Genomic DNA, 22,445 nt, shown 5'->3' with positions numbered 1-22,445 from the left:
CCCCAGCTTTCCTTACGGTTCCGCCCCGGGTGCGCCGAGCGTTCCGGGCCTGTGACACGTCGACTGGTGGTTGCTGCCCATGAGCATCATGATGCCCCCCGGGCTGCAATGGGTGGCCGCTCTCGCCGGCGGCGTCTGGCCGAAGGCCGACGAGGACAAGCTGTGGGGGCTGGAGTCGGCGCACCGGGACTACGCGGCGAAGGCGCGCGAGATCGCGGCCGGGATCGGTCCCGTGATCGCGGATGTGAAGTCGGGGGTCTCGGGCCCGACGTCCGCGGAGTTCGAGCAGTACCTGACGAAGGTCCACAAGAACCTGTCGCAGATGGCGTCGGTGGCCGATCAGGTCGCCGATCTGTGCAACGAGACCGCGTTGCAGGTGCAGTACGCCAAGATCATGATCTTGGCGATGCTGGGGTGGATGGCGGCGCAGATCGCGTTCCTCGCGTGGTGGGCGCCGGAGGCGGTACCGGGGATCGTGGCGGCGGGACGCGCTGCGGTGGGGATGATCCTGCGCCGGCTGCTGGCCGCGGTCGCGATCAACGTAGGGGTCGCCGGACTCCTGGACGCGGCGATTCAGGGGGGCCAGTTCGCTGGGCATCGACGTCACTGGAACTGGGACAACACCAAAATGGCGCTGGGCGCCGGTGCCATCAACGGCGCGATCATCGGTGGGATGTTCGGGGCGGGGGGTGTGATCGCGCCGAACATCCTCAAGTTGTTCGTGGGCAAGGTGGCGCTGGGCGCTGCGGGTGGCGCGGCGGGCACGGCGGCGACGGACGCCGCGTTCAACATCGAGGGCAACCCCGGACTGGGCGCGGTGGCCGGAGCCGTGGGCGGCGCGATCGGTCACATCCCGACGCTGAAGGGCGGCAAGGGCGGGGCGAAGATCGACAAGGTCCCGGAGATCACCAATCCGTCCAGGCTGGCCGACGTGCCGCGCCCGGCCCAGGGGCCGGAGGGCGCCGACGGCGCGCCCCTTACCGGCAGGCCCGAGGACGGGGAAGCACTCGGACGCCCGAACGTGCCCCTGGAGGGCGACGGCTTCCGGCCGGACGCGACGGGAACGGACATCGGCAGCCGCCCGGACATCCCCCGCGAGAGCGACGGTGCCCCCCCGTGGCGGGAAGGCGGTGACCGCGACCAGGACGGGGGCTTCGCGTCGTTCGCGGACGACGGGAACCTTGAGCAGGGCTCGCCGGTCGACGTCCAGGAGAACGGCGGGTCCCCCACCTTCCTGTCCGGCGGTTCCCCGGCCTCTGCCGGGGAGGCGTCCGTCGGCGGCACACGGAGTCCGGGGGGCCGCGGTTCTCGGGCGCACCGCGAGGATGACCTCGTGTCGGCCACGGACGGGGGCCTCTTCGACGACGCCGTCTCGGTCACGGACATCTACGAATCGCCCGCCCAGGCCCGTCAGGGAGCCAACCACGGCAGCGACTTCGCCGAGGTGCCGACCGCCGCGCAGCCGCCGCGGCTGACGACCGACGGGCCTTCCGGACAGCTCCGCTCCGGCGACACCGACGGGACGGCTGTGGCGCCGCGGGCCGGCCGGGACCGGACGGTCCCCGGGGAGGCCGAGCCGTTGCGCGGTCTGCCCGGATTCGAATCCGACCGCGGCACCGGCGACGCCGGCCTGACGTCGCCGGGTGAGCCCGTCGTGCGCCCCGGGGACACGAGGGGTGGTGACACGGTGACGTCGCCGGGTGGGCCCGTGGTCCGCCCCGGCGATACCACGGACGGCAACACGGTGACGTCGCCGCAGGATCCGGCTGCGGTGGCGCAGCCCGTTCGCGCCCCCGAGCAGGCGCCGTCGGTGGAGCAGGGTGTTCCGGACAGTGCGCGGGAGTTGTCGGGGCCGGGCGTTCCGCACGAGCGGCAGAGCCTCGCGCAGCCCGAGGGCCCGCGGGAGCCGCAGAGTCCCGCCAGGCCCGCCACCGAGGAGACGTCGCAGCACGCCACCGCGTTCCCCGCCGACCAGGGCGTGCGGCAGAACCGCTCGATCGAGGACTGGCTGGACGGCGTGACGGGGCAACGCACCGGCCCCGAGGAGACGCCCGTTCCGGAGCAGGCCGGGCCGGGCCATCCGGTGGACGGCCTCGGTCCGTCCCGCGGCCTCGACGGGTCCGGCACGCCCGGCGAGCCCTTCCAGCGGACCGGCGCGCCGGACGAGTCCGCCTCGCAGACGGGCGTCCCTCACGAGTCCGCCTCGCAGACCGGCGTGTTGCAGCCGCCGCCCGGTACGGTTCCGGCGCAGGGCGGGGCGGGTCCGCGGATCGGTGGTGACGTGCCGCGCCCCGGACCGGCGCTCGTCGAGGGCGGCGGGCAGCGAGGCGTGCACGAGACACCGCAGCCTCCGGCCGGGCGCGGCGACATTCCCTCGCGCGGCGACGTCCCGTCTTCCGGGCGCGACGGGGAGTCCGCGCAGGGCACCGGGGTCCGCACGGGGACCGCGGGAAAGCCTCCCTCGCCACCGCCCGAGCCCGCACCGGTGCGCGTCGTACAGGAACCGCACGATCTGCCGGAGACCGCGGCGCCGTCCGAGCGCGCCCCCGTAGCGGCGGCGTCCGGCGAGGGAGCCGGGGGACGGGCCCCCGGCGCGCCCGACGTCCGGCCCGAACCGGCGCCGCAGCGAACGCCGTTGGCGCGGGACGCGGAGCCGTCCGCCACGCCGTTGCCGGGAACACCCGCCCCGGTCGCGGAGTCCGGGCCGCCCGGGGGCGCGGGCAGGCCCCCCGCCGTGATCCCGGCCGCTCAGGAGCCCGGGGCGGCGCGCGGGACCGGCGGGGCCCCGGGCGTGACGCCCGCGCGGCCGTCCACCGAAAGCGGCGCTCCGTCGCTCGCTGGTGGCCGTCAGGACGCCCGGCCGCAGCTTCCCGAGACCCCCGGTGATGCTCCCCGCCGCGCTGCTGAGGGCAGTCGTACGGCCGGTGATGAGCCGGCGCGGCCGCCGTCCCCGCCGTCTGCGGCGCCCGCGCTGCGTCCCGGCGAGAGCCATGCCGCGGGGGCGCACGACCGGGCCGCCGACGGCACCCAGGACGCCGCCCGCCACGACCACGCGGAGGCACCGCAGCCGCCGCACCCGGAGGGCGAGGCGCCGCCTGTCGAGCCGGTGGACCCGTCGTACGTCTTCCCCGCGGCGGATGAGACGCGCGCCGGCAAGTGGAACGCGGCCCAGGACCGCATCGCCGCCTCGTACGAGAAGAGGTTCGACCGCGAAGAGGACGGGTTCTGGTGGCAGCAGGAGGCGGACCGGGCCGTGGCGGCCGGCCATGACGCCTATCTGCAGGACAACATGCACGGCGTCCCCCCGCCCCGCCCCAGCGGCCTGGTGGCCTGGGCGCGGCAACTCGGCGTACCGGACGAGTTCGTGGGTCCCGTGGCCGAGGCATACGCGCAGCTGCGGGGCCGCAGCGGGACCGAGGAGCAGGACTCGGGCGACGGGGCCCAGGCGGTGGCCCGGCCACCAAGGGACGGCACGGAGACACCGGACCGGCAGCTGCTGGCCGACCGCCTGTCCGGTATCGAGGGCCTCGACCAGCAATTTCCGCCCGCGGTCCTGGCCGACTCGATGATCCGGCAGGAAACCAGGGCCGCCCACCAGGGGCCGGAGTGGCGGCAGCGCGTCCAGGACCGCTTCAACGCGGGCTGGCGGGCCGACCTTGAGCAGTTCTGGAACCGCGTCATCTCCGAGGAGGAGTTCGAGGCGAAGTTCGGCAACCGTGACGACGCGCCCGACCTGAAGACGTTCCGGAACCGCGCCCTCTCCAGGAGCGAGTTCGAGGAGAGGTTCCGCAACCGTGTCGACGCGCTGCAGGACGAGTTCGAGCTGGAGGCCGCGGCGGACGCCGCGCGGACGGTCGGGGAGCGGACGTACGACAATCGGCCGGACCGTCCCACCACCGGGCTGACGGTTGCCGACGAGGCGCGGCTGCGGGCCCGCTTCGTCGAGGACATCGGCAACCAGGTGGAACGGGCCGCCGAAGGCCTGCGAACCGATGACGGGCGGATCGACCCCGCGACCTGGGACGCCCTGCACCGGGTGGCCGACGAGCGGATCGGGGAGCTGACCGGCGGCCTGCGCACCCGGCAGGAGCTCGCGGTCGCCGCTGACGACATCTACCAGCGGGCGGGCCGGGAGGCGGAGGCGACCCAGCGGCAGCTGGACGACCTGCGCGGCGCGTTCAACGAGGAGTTCGAGAAGGCCACCCACGCCCTGCCCGACGGCCGCGAGGTCCTCCGGCTGCCGCACGAGGAGTGGACGGCGCACCGGCACGAGGTCGAGCCCGCAGTTAACGAGCTGGCCGCCCGCTGGCGTGAGCGGCTGGCGGTCCGGGTCACCGAGGACGACCTGCTCTGGGACAGCCAGCAGATTGTCGACAGTTACCAGAACCCCTTCGCGCGGCAGGAGTCGGCCCATGCCGCCGCGGACTTCGACAGCGTGAACACCGCCGAGGTGGCCCGCCAGTACCACGAGGACCTCGTGGCACAGGCCAAACTGCGGGCACAGCCCGGCGGCGACCTGCTCCCCGGTGGCCCGGGGGAGCGGCCGCCCGCTGGGGATCAGGCCGCGTACATCCGCGCCCTGCACGATACGCACGACCTGATGAGGAGCCAGCTGCCCGGACGGTACGAGTACCGCGTCGGCCTGAACGCGGCGCTGCGCGGGGCGGACACCCGGATCGACGAGGCGATGGGCCGGGGCGTCCCGGCGCGCGTCCGGGACGACGTGCGGCAGGAGATCACCCGCGGCTACCGCGAGACGGTCGGCTGGCCCGACTCACGGACCTGGTCCAGGGACGAACTGGCCTTGCGGGAACAGCGCTTCCGGCAGGACGTCTTCGAACCCGCGATGCGGTCCCTGCCGCACCGCGTGGCGTTCGAGGCCGCGGCGCGGATGGCGCTCCAGGACGGCGCCGGCCGGTTCAACGACATGACCGCCTCGGTCAACGACCTCTTCGGCGGACGGGCCGTCCGGCGGTTCGGCGTCACTGACGAGACGTTCGCGAGCATCCAGGAGGACTTCCGCGGCGGCTGGGCGACGCAGTACCACGAGATCTACGGCCCGCAACAGCGCGACATCCGTGGCTGGCTGAACGCGGAGAAGAGCCAGGACGACGCATTCGGAAACGAACTGGCCGCCAGGCAGGAGGAGTTCGAACGGAATTCGCCATACGCCGAGCGGATGCGGGAACGGACCGCCGCCGAGAGCGCGGCGGCTCGGCAGCAGATGGAGGCCGCCTTCCGGGAGGCGCTGGGCAAGTCGTCGGTCCTGGAGGAGCTGTCGTCCTCGTCCGGCCTGGACTCGCACAACCTGAGCTCGCCCGAGGCGCGCGCCTCCTACGAGCAGGGCGTGGCCGCCCTGCGGGAGGACTTCTCCGGCGCCTGGGACCGCGCCAGGGAGGAGAACCCCGGCGACTTCGGCGCGGCCCGCCAGGAGCTGGTGCAGCAGACGCGCGAGCGCTGGGAGGTGCTGCGGGACGGGGCCCGGGCCGACGAGGAGGCCTACGCCCACGCGCAGCGCCACCCGACGTGGACGCTGCGCCCCTTCCGGCTCGACGTCAGCCAGGACCCGTTCCACCCGTCGTCCGCCGGGGAGCACGGCTCGGGTGTGCAGCAGCGGATCCATGCGCACCCGCCCGCGGAGGGGAACCGGCAGGGCCCCTCCGGCCAGACTGCGGACGGCCGGTACGCGGACGCCCGGCCTCGCCCACAGGGCCAGGCGGCGGACGCCGTCGCGCGGCTGCACCACGTAGCGGACACCGCCGCGGATCGTGACGCGTCGTATCAGCGGTTCGACGCGCACCTGGAGGCGTTTCCGGGGCTACAGGCGGGGGACTTCGCGCAGATCGCGCAGGCCCGGGAATGGTTCGCGGACGAGCGCGGCGCCGCCGAGGAGGCCGGGCACGCACCGCTCGACGCACAACTCGCCGGGAAGCTGCGGCAGATGGAGGAGCAGGCGGCCGCCCGCGAGTCCGCGCGCGACCTCTTCGAGCGGCAGGTGGCCGCCCCGCAGACGCTGCCCCTGCCGCTGATGGAGTTCCGTACGTCGGCGCAGTACACGCGTCTGGTGGACGACTTCCACCACGCACTGTCCCAGGACGCGACGAGCCGGGTGGTGGCGCCGGACGGGCACGTCCAGGCCCCTCCCGCCGTGACCGAGACGTTCCGGCAGCAGTTCGCGGAGGCGTACCGCGGGTGGACGCGGTCCGCCAGGGTCGCCGGTCCGGACCTGTACGGTGACGCCACCGGCCTGGCCCCGTACCCGTCGGCCTGGGACAGCGGCACCCGGGCGTGGTACGACAACCGGCTCGCCTCGCTGCGGGACGGGTACGTCGCCGATCAGCTCGCGGCCGCCCGCTCCGGCAGCCCGGCCTCCGACGCGGAGCGCCTGGACCAGCAGCTGCGGGAAGCGGCGCGCAGGCTCCAGGACCAGGCCCCGCAGGCGGCCGGTCTCACGCGCCTGTTCGAGGAGCACACCCGGACCGGCTGGGCGCCCGCGTCCGAGTGGGACCGCCCCACGACCACCTGGTACGAGACCGGGCGCCAGGCCATCGCCGGACCGCTGCTGCGCCGGCTGACCGAACAGGGCCCCGGCGCCTGGCCCGAGATCCGCGAGGAGTTCGACCGGCGCGCCGCCGGGTTCGCCGAGGTCGCGCATTCCCGGCACCAGATGCGGCAGGACTTCCGCGACCTGGTCGCCGACGAGCCGGACCAGGCGGTCACGCTGTCCTCGCGCGGCGCGGTGGACTGGGCCCAGCGGGAGATCGAGGAGGTCCAGCGCGACTACCTCGGGGCGCGCGAGGCCGCAGAGGCGGCCGGGCCGGGGCGGACCGCCGTACCGGCGCCCTCCCACGCCGCGCCCGACGACTGGCGGATCCCGCTGTGGGCGCGGCGGCAGGAGGACCTGCACGCCCACTACGCCGAACGGCTGGCGGAGGCCGCGGCGCACGCCGCGGCCGAGCGGCAGCGGGACGAGGCCCGGCGGTCCTTCGACGAGACGTTCGCCGAGTGGACCGCGGACGCCCCGCGCGGGCTCGACGAGCGGCAGCTCGCCGAAATCCGGGAGCAGGCATGGGCGCATCACGCGTCCGGTCCCGTGGGCGATCGCGACACCGACCCGCGGAACACTTTCGACAACGAAGCCGTACGTCGGCTCGCCCTGCGGGAGGGGCACGCCGCCTTCACCGGCGCCTTCGAGGCATGGCTGCAGCGGCTGGCCACGTCCGGGGAGCAGCTCCCCTTCGAGGTGACCCCCGATATCGTCCGTGCGACCGAGGCCCGCGTGGCGGTCCCTTTCGACAAGCGGCTGCATGAGGAGATCGACGCCGTCTTCCCGGCCGGTGCCGCGGCCCCGGGCGACTTGAGGGCCAAGCTCCCCGAGGCCAGGGCCCGGCTGCGGGAGATGCTGGGCATGCTGGGGGACCAGTTCACGGCCCACGCCGGACACGAGTCCGGCCGCGCGCAGTTGGCGGACCGGCTCGCCCGGCTGGCGGACTCCTTCGCCCAGGACCTCGACGAGGACGGCCGGGCGCTGCTGGAGGCCTTCGGGACGCAGGACACGACGGTGTCCCCGGAGGGACTCGGCGTCGTGCTGGACCAGGCGGAGCGGGAACTCGACGAGGCGTTCGGCGATGTGTCGGGCACAGCGGACCGCCCGGGACCGTTGTCGGCCGACACCTCGTCGCTGTCGGCGCCGTGGGGGGCCCGCTTCGACGGGATTCTCGCGGGACTGCCCGCGAAGCTGGCCGTCCAAGCCACCCGTGAGACCGTGCGGCAGACCGCGCTCGACGACGTCCAGGCGGCTGTGGACTCCTGGGACACGGCGCCGTCTGCGGTGGGTGAGGCGTTCCTGCGCCGGTTCCCGCTCCCCGAAGGACCCACGGACTCCGCCGCTTCGAGCCTGGTGGGGGCCGTCGTTGCCAGCCAGGTGGACGGGCTGTTCGGCCGGCTCGCCGGCGGCGGAGGACCGATGGCGAGCCGGCTGGAGGACTTCAAGCGGGACTACGGAAAGCTGACCCAACCAGACCGGATTCACACCTGGCTGCTGCGGGGCCACGCCCACGATGCCGCGCTGCGGTCGGCGGGCGAGGTCTTCGAGCGCGAGCTGGCCCGGTGGCGGGAAGCCCACCCCGGCGTCCAGCTGTCCGACGAGGACGAGGAGCGGGCCAGGTCGGGCTGGGACGAGCGGGTGCTCTCCGCCTTCGACGCGGTCTTCGGCGCACACGCCGGCACCCTGGCGGAACTCACGGGCCGGATGTGGGAGTGGGACTCCCGGCGCGCCCACGAAACGCGGCTGCTCCCGGCGCACTTCACCTTCGAATCGGACGTCGCCGAGGTGCTGAAGGGCGTGGCCGGCTCCTTCGACGCCCTCAGCGCGGGACACGGCGAGGGCATCCCGCTCGACGAGATCGCCGACGACTTCCGCCACGATGTCATCGACGCGTACCAGGAGCTGTGGGCGCCGCAGCCCCTTCCGTCGGCGTGGACCCACGAGGCCCTTCTCAGCGACGTCCTCCCCCACGCGCCCGCCGCTCAGGAGCACGAGGCCGACGAAAGCGCGTTGGCGCCGCCTCCGCCCTCGGACGCGGAGGAATCGAACCTCGTCATGATGGACGAGGACGGCGACGGTTCGATTCTGACCTGGCCGGAGATCGAAGCGTCGGACTGGTTCCGGGAGTTGCATACGGGACAGCAGGAACGACTGCGCGCCATCGACGAGATGACGCTCCTCTCCGAAGCGCTGGAGCAGACGCGGAACACGGTGGTAGCGGCGGTTGACGGCGCGGTCCCCGACGACCAGCGGTTCCTGACCGACGCGCTCAAGTTGCGCGGCAACCTCAGCGCCTACGACCCGGCCATGGTGCCGGTCATCGAAACGCGCATGGGCCCGTCAGCGAACCTGGGGACGATGGCACTGGTACCCGGGCCCCTGAACGACTTCGGGCACCACGTCCCCCACACCAACGTGCTGGTCCCGCATCCGGGACCGTGGGCGCTCGACGGCGGCGCCGACGGCCTGGCGGCGTCCCTGGAACACGTCATGGGCCCGGGCAGCACCGCGTGGGTGCTGACTGACAACGACATGGAGGGCAAGAGCCAGCCGGACGAGCTGGCCAGGCACCTCCGGGACTTCAACGAACGGTACAGCGGCACCCCGGGGTTCATCCCGTTCGAGGTCGCGAAGGAAGCGGTGAGTCCCCGGCCGCTGGCGGCCTTGGGGGGCGCCCTGGGTATCCAGCTCGGCGAGGTCCCGATGCTGGTCCGCCACCAGCCCCCCTTCCGCGTTGTCACCATCACCCGCGCCGCTCAGGACGTGTCCGCACCGGCTGGAACCTCCGCCCTGGCGCCGCCTCCGGCTGACCGGCAGGACGACCCGGAGACCACGGCCACCGCCACCACCGACCATGCCGGCCCGGTCCGGGCTCCGGCCACCGCCACCGGCGACGCCGCGGGCCTGGCTGCTCGCCTGCCGGGCATGACGGCGGCCGAGCGGCAGGCGGAGCTGGAGTTTCTGCCCGAGGCGGACCGAATGTCCCTGGCGTCGGACCACGCGCTGGTGGACGCCTTGCGGAACCGGTTGCCGGCCGAGGAGTTCGTCGCGTCGGCCGCCCGGCTGATGGTGCACGCGGCCGACGGTGTCGAACAGCCGGTGTCGGCCCGGAACCAGGCGCGGGCGACGCTCTCGCTGCTGATGCGCGACCCGGACGTGGCGGAGCGGATGCTCAAGGCCGGTGCGCGCGTGTTCGTCCTGCCCCGCAACCAGGCGCTGACCTCGCTCGCGCCCTTCAGCCATCTGGCGGGACAACAGCCCCGGACGGGCAGCTCGCGCACCTGGGACACCGTACGGGGAGGCGTCGAGAACCGGGTCACGGCCGTCGCGGAGGAGAACCTCCTGGGGGAGCAGACCGGTGTGCCCGGTTCCCGGACGTACCCGGACGGCTATTCCACGGTCGTGCACGAGATGGCTCACGCCGTCCACCGCTACGGACTGACCGATGAGATGCGCCGGGAGATCAGGGACGTCTACCGGAGGAAGCTGGCCCGGGAGGCGGACGCCCAGTGGCCGGACGGCTCACTGAGCGCCGTGCCCGGCGGCGAGACCAACTATTCGTCCAAGACCGAGTTCGAGTACTTCGGACAGCTCGTCAACGCCCATTTCGGTGCCAACGCGGGCGTGGACCCGTTCACCAAGCTGCCCCGCAACAACGGTCCGGAGTGGCAGGACGACGACGAGGCCGTGCGGCGGCTGCTGCGGGACCTGTTCGGCCCGGCCCGGCACGGCGGCGAGACGTTCAACCCGGTGATCCGGACCGGCCGGGAGAACGCGCTGTACGAGGGCTATCGCGCGTTCTGGGACCAGTGGGACCGGGCGGAGGACACCACCGGACCGCGGACCCACGGGCCGGCGCCCCTCCCGGCCGCGGACCACACCGCACCGGCCAGGGCGACCGTCACCCTGCCGCCGCCTTTGGAGCCGGCCGCGGAACCGTCGGATATCGCGGTGACCGACGACGGCGAGGCCGCCGTGCCGGAGACGGCCCCCGCTCCGCTCGCCCCGCCGCCCGTTCTCACCCCCGCCGAGAACACCCAAGCGGCGGCGGGTCTGCAGCATATGCCGCCCGGGAATGCGGTGGTGTCGTCGTTCCCGGCGGTGCACGCGCCGCGGTTCCCGGGGATGTTCACCGGGCCGTCGCGGTCGCGCTATCTGCTGCTTTCGGGCGACTATGGGCAGGCGGCCGCCGAGGCCCTGACCCGTGACACGGTCCCACTCGCGCACGTCGGCGCGGTGCTCACCGCGCTGGCTGGGCACTTCACGACCGGGACCGGGGCTGTGAAGGTCTTCTTCGCGCGCCGGTTGTTCAACGGGCCCGCGCCCAAGGGGAAAGAACCCCTCGCCCTCGTCAGGGCCCTGGTGGACGGCCAGGGAAGTGCACGGTTCACCGTGCTGATGGAGGCCCTGGCACGGGTTGCGCCGTACTTCCACGGGCTGCGGGGGCTGTCGGCGCCGGTCGGCGTCCTGCCGCGTGGTGATGCGTGGGACGCCGAGATGCGGGGACGCGGGTATCGCGGATCGGCCGACCTGACGGACCGCCAGCGGCAGCAGGCCCGGGACGTCGAGTTGCTGCTGGGCGTGTACCGGCATGTGTCGCCCCCGGGTGCCGACGTGTTCATGTTCCGTACCGCGCTGGCGGGTTGGTACTTGTCGCGTCCGGGCGCGTTGCCGTGGGAGTGGTTCCTCGATGTCTCCCACCGGGCCGGGGTCCGGGACGCGGGGGTGGAGCCTGAGCCTTGGCTGACGGACATGTCCCGGGTGCACGGATGGATCGACGGCACCGTCGATCCCCGCGGAGCGCTGAAAGGCCCCTCTGCCGACCCCGCACTGGCGGGCAGGCTGCGCCGGCTGCCGCACGTCGCGCTGTACGCCGAACAGACGCTTCCGCTGATGAGCGGGGCAGTTACCGGGCAGGGGGACTGGACCGATCCCCTCCAGGTCTTGGGCAGGGGGTTGAGCCACTCCCCGGCGGCCGGGTCTGCCGCGACCGAGATGTGGGCGGGCCGCCGGGCGGCGCTGCGCGAGCTGCTGCGCGACCCGGCGTCCGAGAAAGGACTGGGGTTCCTGTCCGGCGGTCACTCCATGGCGCTGACCCTGGCCTCGGGTCCCGACGCGCGTTTCCTGGCCCCGGGGATGCGCCTCGACGCTCCGGGGGCGCTGGACCGGCTGCGCGGCCGGATCCGGAGCGCCGGCCGGGAGGCGGATCCGCGGGTCCGGGCGACCTGGCCGCTGCTGCTGCTGCGCGACCCCGGCGTCAGCGCCGCCCTTGCCGGGTCCGCCCCGCAGGCGGATCTGTACGCGGCGGTCGACGCCGTCGCCGCCGCGGCGGACGAAAACCTGCTGGCCGAGATCCGCGGCCACGCGGCGATGGCTGAGGAGGCCCTGGACATTCTCCCGGCGATGCCCGCGGACGGCCGCTCGGTGCTGTACGCCTCGATGACTCCGGGGCCGCTGGTCGCGAGCACGTCGCCGCTCACAACGGTGGGCGCCAAGATCGGCAACGTCGCGTTCCGTGTCGGGACGACGGACCGTGTCGTGGCGATGGACCAGCTGGCCCACCAGGTGCGGCAGGCACCGCCCGGGAGCTCGCATCCGCTTCTGATCGAGGTCGTGAGGCCGATGGCGGCCCGCGAGGTCTCCGTCTTCGCCTTCGCGCCGTCGCGGCGCCAGGTGGTCTTTCCCCCGCACACGACCCTGCAGGTGCACAGCTTCAATCACGCGAAGGACGAACGGACGGGGCTGTGGTACGGGCGTGTCGTCGTCGTCGAGAAGCCGCAGCCGACCGCGCCGACCGGCTGGGACAACGAGGTCCTGATACGGGACCTGTACACCAGTCGGGGAGCGTGGTTCGGCTTCTCCAGTCTCAACGCACGGGATCTCTCCCTCGCCCGTCCGATGCTGAGGTACCTGCCGAAGGTGACACACGCGCAGGTCGCCGGCACCGGTACCAAAAAGGTGTGGCCCCTGCCGGGCGGTTCCGGCGGGAGCGGCGGCGCGCCCGGGTTCGTCGTCGGCAGCTCGCACGGAAATCCCCATTTCATCGCGGCAGTGGGGCGGTTCGGTCCCAAGGTTCTGAGCGGTGGGCAGAGCGGGGCCGCTTCCGCCCGGCGGCTGGCGGAGAGGGGCGTGGCCGACAACACACCCTTCCTCCAATGGAGCTGTTCGGCGGGCGTCGCACGCCCCGGCCTTCCGACGGTGGCGCAGCAGATTGCCGACGAGCACCCGCCGGGACGCGACCTCTACGCGGGGAACACGGTCGTCGGCTTTCCCGCCGACCGCGTGACCGATTTCGTCCAGCTCTTTCCGGGCTGGGGCTCGTCCCCCGCTCCCGGGATCGGGAAGGTCCAGCGGCGGAGTGGGCCCGCGCAGTCGGCCGGCTCGGCCGAGTCGTACCTCGCAGGCCAGGCGGCGCGTTACTCCGCAGCGGGCAACAGGTGGCGGCAGTACGCCGTGGACTATGAGCGCGCCCTCGGCGAGCGGCTCGCCGACGATCCGGAGTCGCTGGACATCATGCGCCAGGTCGTCACGGCGTTCAATGGCACCGGGCGGTACCCGGTGACGGCCGATCCCGGAAAGCCGGGAGTCTCCCTGCCCGGACTGGCTCACGCCGCGTGGACAGCGGCGGCGGGCGCCCACCTCGCTGCCACGTTCAGGGACGGGGCTGATGCGGCCACGCAGCAGCGGCTGCTCGATGGCCGTGGCATTCACTACCACCAGGGCCGGGTGCCGAGCACCCGGGCGATGTACTGGTCCTACCGGGACCTGAAACTGTCCGCGGATCGTTTCCCCGGCTTCGTCAAGGCGGTGCTCGGCTGGGGGCTGACCCACCAGATCCCCCTCAGCTCGCTCCTTATCGACCTGGCCGAGTCCGAGATGAGCGGCAGCCCGGCCGTGCTCGGCGCGGCGCTGGCCGGCGACGGCACCCATCTGTACGGCCTGGTGGACGCCCTGTTCGCACCGCGCACCGGTCTGCCCCCGGGCAACCTGGCGGAGCGGCTGCGCCTGCCGCACTGGCGGATGCACACCCAGGGCATGGCGCACACGCTGGCGGACGCCGACGGTATCCAGGTACCGCACGGCCTGATCCGGGCGGTCCGGACGCTGTCGGCCTCCGAGCAGCCTCCCCCGATTCCGCTCGGCGGTGAGTCCGAGCTCGGCGCGGACAGCTGGGCGGCCCGGCACCCCGTGGCACGCGCAGGGAACGCCGCAGCGCAGGGTTCGCCACTGGACCGGCTGGACCCGGCCCACGTCATCGGGCTGTTCCTGCTCGGCCACGAGCCGAGCCTTCCCTTCCTCCTGTCGGGAGCCGACGAGCTCCCCTTCGCCGAGGGCGCCGCACGGCTGATGCCGCTGGTGCGGAAGACGATCGCCGACGCGGTGGACCAGGCCCGCGGCGGCGGCGGATTGCGGCTTCCGCTGCTGCTGCGTCCCCTGCTGCGGCCGTCCGCCGATCAGATGGCGGCCGCCGCACCGGGCAGCGCCGAATTCGAGGACGCGCTGGGGAAGATGCTCGGCCTCGCCCCCCGGATGGCCGGGCAGCTGCGCGTCCAGATCCCCTTCCACCTGGGGCTGGCCGCGGAGGGACTCGCGGAGCTGCCGCCGGTTGACCGGACGGTGTACTACGCGACGACCGCACCGGCCGACGGGGCTGCCGCCTCCCTGCGTGGGCTCGGTGTGCCGCGGTTCCACCGCGTCGCATACGACCCCGACGAGGCGCTGGCGCTCCTCGGAGACCTCCCGGCCGGCACGCCCCGCGTCCTCGTCGAGGTGGAGCACTCCTCGGCCCGCGACCACACCGCCCTGGCGCACGACCCCAGCAAGAGCCATGTGCGGTACCCCCGGCCGACCGGGCTGCTCGTCACCAAGATCACCAGCGCCACGGCCGGCGACGGCACCGTATACGACGTAGTCCGGGTCGCCGAAGAGCCGTCCGCCGATCCGCGGTTTGCGCACGAGGCGGTCAAGGGCGTCGCCACAACCGGGTCGGCGCACGCGCCCAGTCACGCCCCCGGTGTCACCCTCTTCGCCCCCGGCCCCTCCACGACGGGCGGCCGGGCAGACTCCGGGACGTCCCGGCCCGGCCCCGCCCTCGATGCCCCCGGCCGTTCAGCTGCCTACCCCGACCCCCGCTTCCGCAACACCGCCGAGGGCGCGGGGGCGGCGAAGGGCACTTCGGCGGGCGGCACCGCCGTCGCCGCGGCCGACCACGCCGCCGAGGTGGCGCGGCGGGCGCCCGGCGAGCACGAGCCCCCGCGGGACGCGGCCGCCCACCCGCCGGCGCCGGCGGCCGCTCCGCGTGTCCTCGCCCGGTTGCGGCTGCCCTGGTACCTGGAGTCGATGAAGGCCCCCGGAAGGTCGCACCTGCACGGCCTGGACGACCTGGCCTGGGTCGCCGAACGCATACGGGTGCAGACCGGGGGCGACCCGGCGCCGGTCGTCGGCAAGCTGGAGTCCAACGCCGACGCGTTCCTCGGCGACGGCGTCCCGTTCCAGATCCGCGGCAGGGACGGCTGGTACGACGTCACCGTCTCCCTCACGCGGGACAAAGACGAACAGCGGCCGCTGATCGCCCTGGCGGACCGGGACAAGGCCGACGGCCCCGACATCGCCGGCATGCACTCGACCGGCTCCGCCACCGCCGCGTCGTCGGTCTCCACGCGCGGCTGGGCGGTCAAGGCGGTGGGGACCGTGCTCCTGCCGACGCCCACACCGGGTCTGCTCGGGGGCCCAACGGCGGCGGTGAACCTGGCGTTCGGTCGGACGGCGTACGAGTCGGTCGTCCAGGAGAAGGTGTCGCTCAACCGCCTGACAGTCGGCTCCGGCGGTTCGGTGGACGTGCCGCGCAAGATCGTCACCACCGTGCGGGTACAGCGCGCGGGCGCGCAGCCGCGGGTCTTCCGCGCCAAGGGGTCGGCGACCACCAGTGTGGGCGTCCGGCACCTCGTCGCCGACGGAACGCCCGCGCCGCGCGCCGCGCTCGAACCGCTGGCCGCCAGGACCGAGCGCGCCCTGCGGTTCGCCGCGTCGCTGGACGTGCTGGCGGTCACCGACACCGGCGGCCAGTACGAGGGCGGCATGGGACTGTTCGACGTCCTCCGTGCCGTCATGCACCCCGCGCTCACAGCGCACGGTGCCCCGGGGCGGTCCACCGCGTTCGCGGCCGGGACGGCGGACCGGCTCACCGAGGACCTGCACGCCTACATGGAGGGGTGGACGGACTCCGAGGAGTTCGTCGACGCGAGTGGGAGCGTACGCGGCGGATACCGGGCGCGGGCCGAGATCGTCAAGATCGCGCCGGAGCGCGGTGTCGGCCCAGCGTTCTCGCGGCTCTACCGGCAGTCCGACCGGTCGCGCTCGCAGGGGCAGAGCCGCCGAGTGGGCGGGGAGGTCGGATTGGGCCCGGCCGTCGGCCTGGGGCTGCTCCCCGGCGGCCCTCAGTTCCGGCTGGCCGTCCGGCCCGCGGTGTCGTCCTCGGCGAGCCGTTCGGTCTCCTCCACTTCCGGCGCCGTGACGGCGTACGGCCGGCAGATCACCGGTGACCGCGTCCTGTACCGGGCCCGGGTGCGGGTCTGGGCGGAGGGCACCGGCGACCTGTCCAGCGAGATGCGGGCGGGACTGCGCGGCGGACCGGCGTACAAGGACGTGACCGCCTGGCTGAGCCTGCGCCCCGACGAGGCGGTCTCGCTGGGGCTGCGGCTGCCGGGCGACGCGCCGTCGGTCCCGCCGCTTCTGCGGCACCCGGGACACGAACGCATCCTGCCTTTCGGCCCGTTCAGTCCCAGTGTGGCGCTGTCCCCCCTGGACACTGCCCAACTCGTGTCCAAGATCGAGGAGCTGTTCACGGAGGACCCGCGGCTGGCCGGTTTCCTGCCCAGGTACGGCGACGCCGCAAGCTCCGGCTTCGGCACGACGGCATCCGACCGCACCCGGATGCACACCAACCACCGCGTCCTGACGTCGAAGCTGTCCCCGTCCGCCACGGCCTCCGGCAAGGGACGGCTTTTCACCACCGGCCTGACGGCGCGCCTGTACCGCCAGGGGTGGGGCAGTAACCACTACGTCCTGGTACGGGTCAAGGGCCGCCTGGTCACGCCACCGCGGTACGAAGGCGACATCGCGGACTGGAAGTCCCGCCGCACCGCCAAGCTGGTCGAGGGGGCTCAGAGCGGTCAGAGCGGACAGTACGGCGCCTCGGTGACCGGGACGTTTTCGGCCAAGCCGATTCCCGGCCATGCCTACCTGACGTTCGCCGCCGCTCTCGCCTTCTCCAGGTCCAGGGCGGGCCAGTCCGGTCCGGGCGTGGAGGCGCGCTGGCTGACCACCGGCTCCAGTGATACCAGCGCGTACCACTCCGTGCTGGCGTTCGACGTAGAGGTCACCTCCGTCAGCCGTCCCCGCGGCCGGCGGCGGCTCATGACCCCGGGACGGCCCGGCCGACAGGTCCCCCAGGTGACCACGATCGCCCGCACCGGCGCCGGAACCGGCGCGGCGGACGGCGTGCGCCCGCTGGAGACCGATTCGCAGGAGGTGCAGCTGACCGTTCCGACCGCGCTCACCTTCCGTCCCTCCCAGAGCTCGCTGCCGCACATCGCTGCCGAGACGGTGTCCGTCCCGGTCCCCCCGCTGCGCGGGATCGGCGACATGTACGACCCCGCGTGGGCGGCCCCCTCCGGGCGGGTGCTGCGGCAGTGGCTCGCGATGGAGATCGTGGGCGACGGCGAAGAGATCCGCGATCTGGCGCGCGGACTGCTGACGGACGCTGCCGGCGGCGACAGCGCGTTCTCCGTCCCGGGTCTGGAGCCGGCGGAGTGGATCGACGAGAAGTTCAGCGTCGACACGCTTCCGGCGGGCATGGCGCGGGCCGGTCGCAGCGCCTGGCTCGTCGACGGGCTGAAGTACGAGCGCAGGGCGGGCACGCTGACCGGCAGCGTGGGCAGCCGCATCCGCCTGGTCGATCTCACCGTGGTGGAGGCACTCGACGGACCCGCGACCGAGCAGTGGCTGACGGGCAGCCACCAGGCCGCCGGGACCCGGGAGTCCGCCAGGGGCCTGAAGGGCTCGCTGCTGCTCGGCGGAGCCGGCGATCCCTCGCAGGGGACGTTCCTCCTGAGCGGACTCGTCCCCGGTGTGGGCTTCGGCAAGGCACACCGTTCGTCGCTGGCTCTCTCCGCCGCCGTCGACCGCATCACCTACACCGAGGCGGAAGACCGGCTCGTGCTGGTCCAGGCCGACCTGGAGGTCCTCATGGCGGCCGAGGTGGCGGTGGGCGTCCTGCCGGCGAAGCTCCGCTCCGACGGCAAGCGGATCTCCCGCGGCGCCACCGCGCTCGTCACCGAGGCCTATGCGCGCGAGCTAGGGCTCGGCGAGCAGGTGGACGCCCGCCTGAGGGCCCATGGGATCACGCCGCCCGACACTGCCCAGGAGCTGCGTCAGTCCGAGGAGCGGCGGCCGGCCGGGGAGGAGACCACGGTCGCGGTCGACGCGTCCGGGACCGATCCGGTCGCGTCCGCAACCGTTGCCGTCGCCTCCGGGACCGCCGACCCCGCTGCCGGGCTGAGCTTGCCGAGCAACCTGCCGCTGGGCCTCGGCACGGTTGAGAAGGGACCGGACTTCGGACGTCTCCTGCCCGCGCTGCGCCGCGTTCTGCAGGCCCGGCGGGGCAGGCTCACCAAGGACCGGATTCCGGTCGACCTGCTGCCGCATCGGCTCCTGGACGACCGCCGGCGCAACACCGAACGCCTCGCGGCGCTCCTCGACAGCGCCGTGAACCAGCTCGACGACCTGGACGACGACGGCGTCTGGATGGAGCTCTTCCACCAGGACAGCGGACAGCGGGCCTACTGGGCACGGCTGGTGCTGGACCGTCAGGACGGCGCCTTCGACAGCCGCCCCAAGCCCGGACGCAAGATCGCGTACACCACCAGTGCCGCGCTCGACAGCGGGACCGCGAAGGGGAACGTCAGGACCGCCGGGCTCGACGTCCCCGCGATCGTGATGGACGCCTCCAACGGTGTGGCCGGAGTGCCGACCGGTGGGGCCGCCGCCCAGCGCTCCCATGCGGACACGGTGCGCGCGGCGGTCACCACCACCGTCCAGACGACCGTGCCCGGCGAGGTCGGCAAGGTGGACATGCGGATCCCGGTGTCCGCGCGGCTGGAGCTGTACGGCACGGGATCGCCGGACACCGCGCGGCCGCTGATCAAGGTGGAACTGGAGGCGCCCGCGCGGCGGCAGCCGCTGCCCGTCGCACAGGACGACGCGCGGGCCGAGGACCACTCGCGGACCGAGGACGACTCCCCGGTCGAGGACGACCGCTACCTGCTGTTCCGCATCCCGGAGCCCGACCTGCGGGCGCTGGCCCGCCTCCGCCCGCCACGCGGACTGTCGCCCCCGGGCCGGCGTACGGCCCCGCCCGTACCCCTGGCGCAGTGGCGCGCCGCCAGTGTGCAGGTGCCGTGGGAGGCGCAGGCCAACGGCTTCCGGGGAATCCGGCAGCTGCGCAGCGGCCTGACCGCGCTCACCCGTGCGCTCGACGCGTCGCCGGACTTCGACACCATCGGCGAGGCGGCGGCGTACGCCCTGCGCGGGGTGTCGGTGTCCTGGCTGAAGTCGGCGCTGCCGGTGCTCGCCACGACGGGGATGCCGCTGCCCGGGGCGTTCGTCAAGAAGCTGTTCGGAGTCGAGGATCTCGACGTGGTCCTGCATGCGCGCCTCACCGAAGGTGAGGTCATCGACGCCGGCCGGCCTGCCGAGTTCGAGGCGTCGTCAGCCACCGCCCCCGGTGGCATGGCGCTGTCGGACAGCGGACGCGCCAGTGCGCACACGCACGGCGGGACCACGGCGGCGCAGGGTGCACCGCTGCCGGGCTGGATGAGCTCCGCCCCGCACCATTTCCACGACCACGAGCCGACACTCGCCCGCTCGTGGGACCACAGCACCGGCGTAAGCGGCGGGCGCAACGCCGGCAACATGGCCATGCGCTTCTACTCCGGCCCTTCCGCTCTGGTGCAGTTCACCGTCGACCTGAGGCTGTCCGCACGGCTGCCGAGCGGAACCGCCCTGTGGCGCAAGGACGCCTCGGCCGAACTCGACATCCCCCTCGCGCACCCCGTGCCGGTCCGGATGACCCGCGACTCGGCCGCACAGTTGCTGGCGGGGGGCTCCATCACCGATCCCCGGCACGATGTGCTGCGTTCACGGGTGGTCGTCGAGAAGCTCCTTGACGACCAGGGCCGGACCACCAGCCTGATGTCCTTCACCCGCGACGACGCCGCGCTGCGCCGGGATGCCTACCGGCAGGCGTCGGGGCTGCGGCAGTACACGCAGTGGTGGCGAGGGCCCGACGGCCAATTGGTCAGCACACAACGCTCGCTCCCGGTGCGGCCGGACGCCAAGGTCGTGGTCTGGGGGTCGCACGGCTCCGGCGACGGACGGTTCAGGGGCGCGGCGGCCGACGACACGCCGGTCGTGTTCGGGACCGGCGGCCTGCTGGCCCTGATCAAGGACGCGCTGCCGGCCGACGCCACGGATATCCTGATCATCCCGTGCTTCTCCGGCGCGGACCCCGCGCGGCAGGCTGCTGAGGCCCAGCGGATCCGCGAGGCCACCGGCCTCGGGGCGCACCTGCCCCTGGGCGACGTCTCCCTCACCCCGGCCACGGACGACGGCGAGCCGGTCCGGCTGCACACCCACGAACGGGCCGACGGGAGCCCTACGGGGTTCGTCTCCTCCCTGCCGGAGAGCCGCACCAGCGTCCCGCAGAGCATCCTGTCCGAGGAGCCGCGGCCCGCCCGTGCGTCGACGCGCCACTCCGGTCACGGCGAGGCGAGAGTGTCGACCGAGTTGCCGTCGGAGATTGTCCGGGCAAATGTGGCGCGGTCTCAATTCGGAATGCCGCCGAAGAACTTCAACAAGTTCCGGCAGATGGCGCGCGAGCGCAACCTCGTGATCGACACTCGCCCGACCAACCCCAGCGCAGCCGCGTGGCTGGAGCGGGGGGCGTTGCCGAAACCCAAGGACATCAAGGCAAAGACGATCACTGGTCTCGATGTCCACCTTGGAGCGAAGGCGGAGCACAAAGGGCTGGTGGGGTATTTCCGCCCGGAGCTTCCCCTGCGGACGGCCACCTTCGACGAGAACACCTGGAGTCGTATCGAAGCGCGGTTCAACCAGCGGTTGGACGAGTTCGTCGAACTCGGGTCGACAATGGAGCTGTTGGAGGCAGAGGGCCGATTCAAGGTGGAGGAGGGGATTGTCGTCGGCCGCAACCGAGAGGGGCAGTGGAAGCCGCTGACGGGGGATCACGATGTGTTCGATATATCGACCCCTGAGGGATCACGCCTATCGTCGGCGGCGGTTGCCTCCGTGACCGAGGCGATGATCGCCAACGACATGGCGGTCATGCACGGCCCGCACCGGTACTGGCCTGGGCCCCGGTCGCCGTACAGCGAGAAGAGCTTTTCCAAGATCCTCGAAGCTCACCGTCCGGGTCCGAACGGTGAGCCGCTCCTGCGATTCCACCCGACCAACGACGATGTTGTCACCACCTGGTTCCTGGACGGGGAGGATGCGCCCGCCGCCCACCGCAAGGGCGATGGGGGGACGCCCCGGGGAGTTCACGGCGAGGCCAACGCCGACCATGCACCTGAGCAGACTCGCTCCCAGCTTGAGTCTGTGAGGACAGCCCAGGAACAGATACGTGCCCAGGCGCAGTCGGCCGCCCCTCCGGCACCGGCCTATCGGAACGGCGTCGGCCTGGAGGCCGAGGACCACCCCGACACCCAGTCCTTCGACCACCCGTCGGAAGGTATGCCCCGTGGCCAGGACAATCCCCCACCGCATCCATCGAGGCTCCCTTACCGGAGGACGGTTCCGAGCACCGCTGAGGTCGTGCCACTCGCACTCGACCCGCACGACGTGCCGGACGGTGGCGACCGGTTCGGTGAGGAGTTGAGTTCCAGAGCCGGGCGGGGGCATGACCGCACCAGCCGAGTCGTGCCCACGATCTCCGGGGAAAATGAGGACGAGACGGCGGCTTCCGCCGGCTCGACGCCGCATCACCAGCACCCTGGAGCGCACGACGGTGGTGCGCAAGACATCGTCTTCTCCGCCGATGACATTCTTGTGCCGGAGGACAGCGAGCCTGTGCAAGACATCGTCTTCTCCGCCGATGACATTCTCGCGCCGGAGGACAGCGAGCCTGCTCAGGACTACGGTCAGCCGCGGCTGGTATCCGTTTTTGAATCCGACTCGGACTCGGACTCGGAATCCGACTCGGACTCCGACTCGGTCGCCACAATGACCGAACACGATCTCGTACTTCCCTATCACAAAGACCTCGTGCCTCTGCGTGATCTGATCAGGCGGGTGATCAGTGTCAGAACGGACGGGAAGTTCACCATTTTGGCAATGATCGATAGTGGTGCTTCCTGGATCAGTAGAGCGTTCTTTTTCGACGGCGAGGTGGGGCATGCGTGGATCAACGTCGTCTCCCCTCTTGGGGATTTCACAGGGTTCGGCTTCTACCCACGGCATGGTGTCGAGGACTTCAGGAACGTCCCAGGCACGGTGGTGTGCCCGGATCCCCACCTAGAATGCACAGAGCGAAAATTGGCCGAGATCGATCTCGATGACATGATCGATGGTTACCGCAAGGCCGTAGCTAGAGCGAACTCCAAATACAACCTCGCTCTCTATAACTGTACGAGCTTCGCGTCAGAAGTCTGGGAAGCCATGACCGGAGCACCACTGCACACCGGTCTCGTCTTCTCCAACCCCGCCTCCGCAGCTGAATCACTCAAGGTCGAAAGCGAATTGCGCGAGGCGTTCGGAGGAGAAATTCCCCCGGAAATAGAGGACATGATCTTCGGGGGCGGCATAGCGCCGAGCCTCTAGT

Annotated in this window: 1 protein-coding gene; it reads left to right on the top strand. The window is 72.7% G+C overall.

Annotated features, from left to right (window positions below):
- The first annotated feature begins 79 nt into the window (after positions 1-79).
- Positions 80-22,444 carry a hypothetical protein gene (locus ACGFWI_RS13740; RefSeq protein ID WP_393906146.1) on the top strand — a complete coding sequence of 7,455 codons (22,365 nt, stop codon included), beginning with the start codon at positions 80-82 and terminating at the stop codon, positions 22,442-22,444.
- Position 22,445 lies beyond the last annotated feature (1 nt).

This window comes from Streptomyces sp. NPDC048434 (assembly GCF_043200375.1).
Lineage (GTDB): Bacteria > Actinomycetota > Actinomycetes > Streptomycetales > Streptomycetaceae > Streptomyces.
This window is presented reverse-complemented; position numbering and strand designations above follow the sequence as displayed.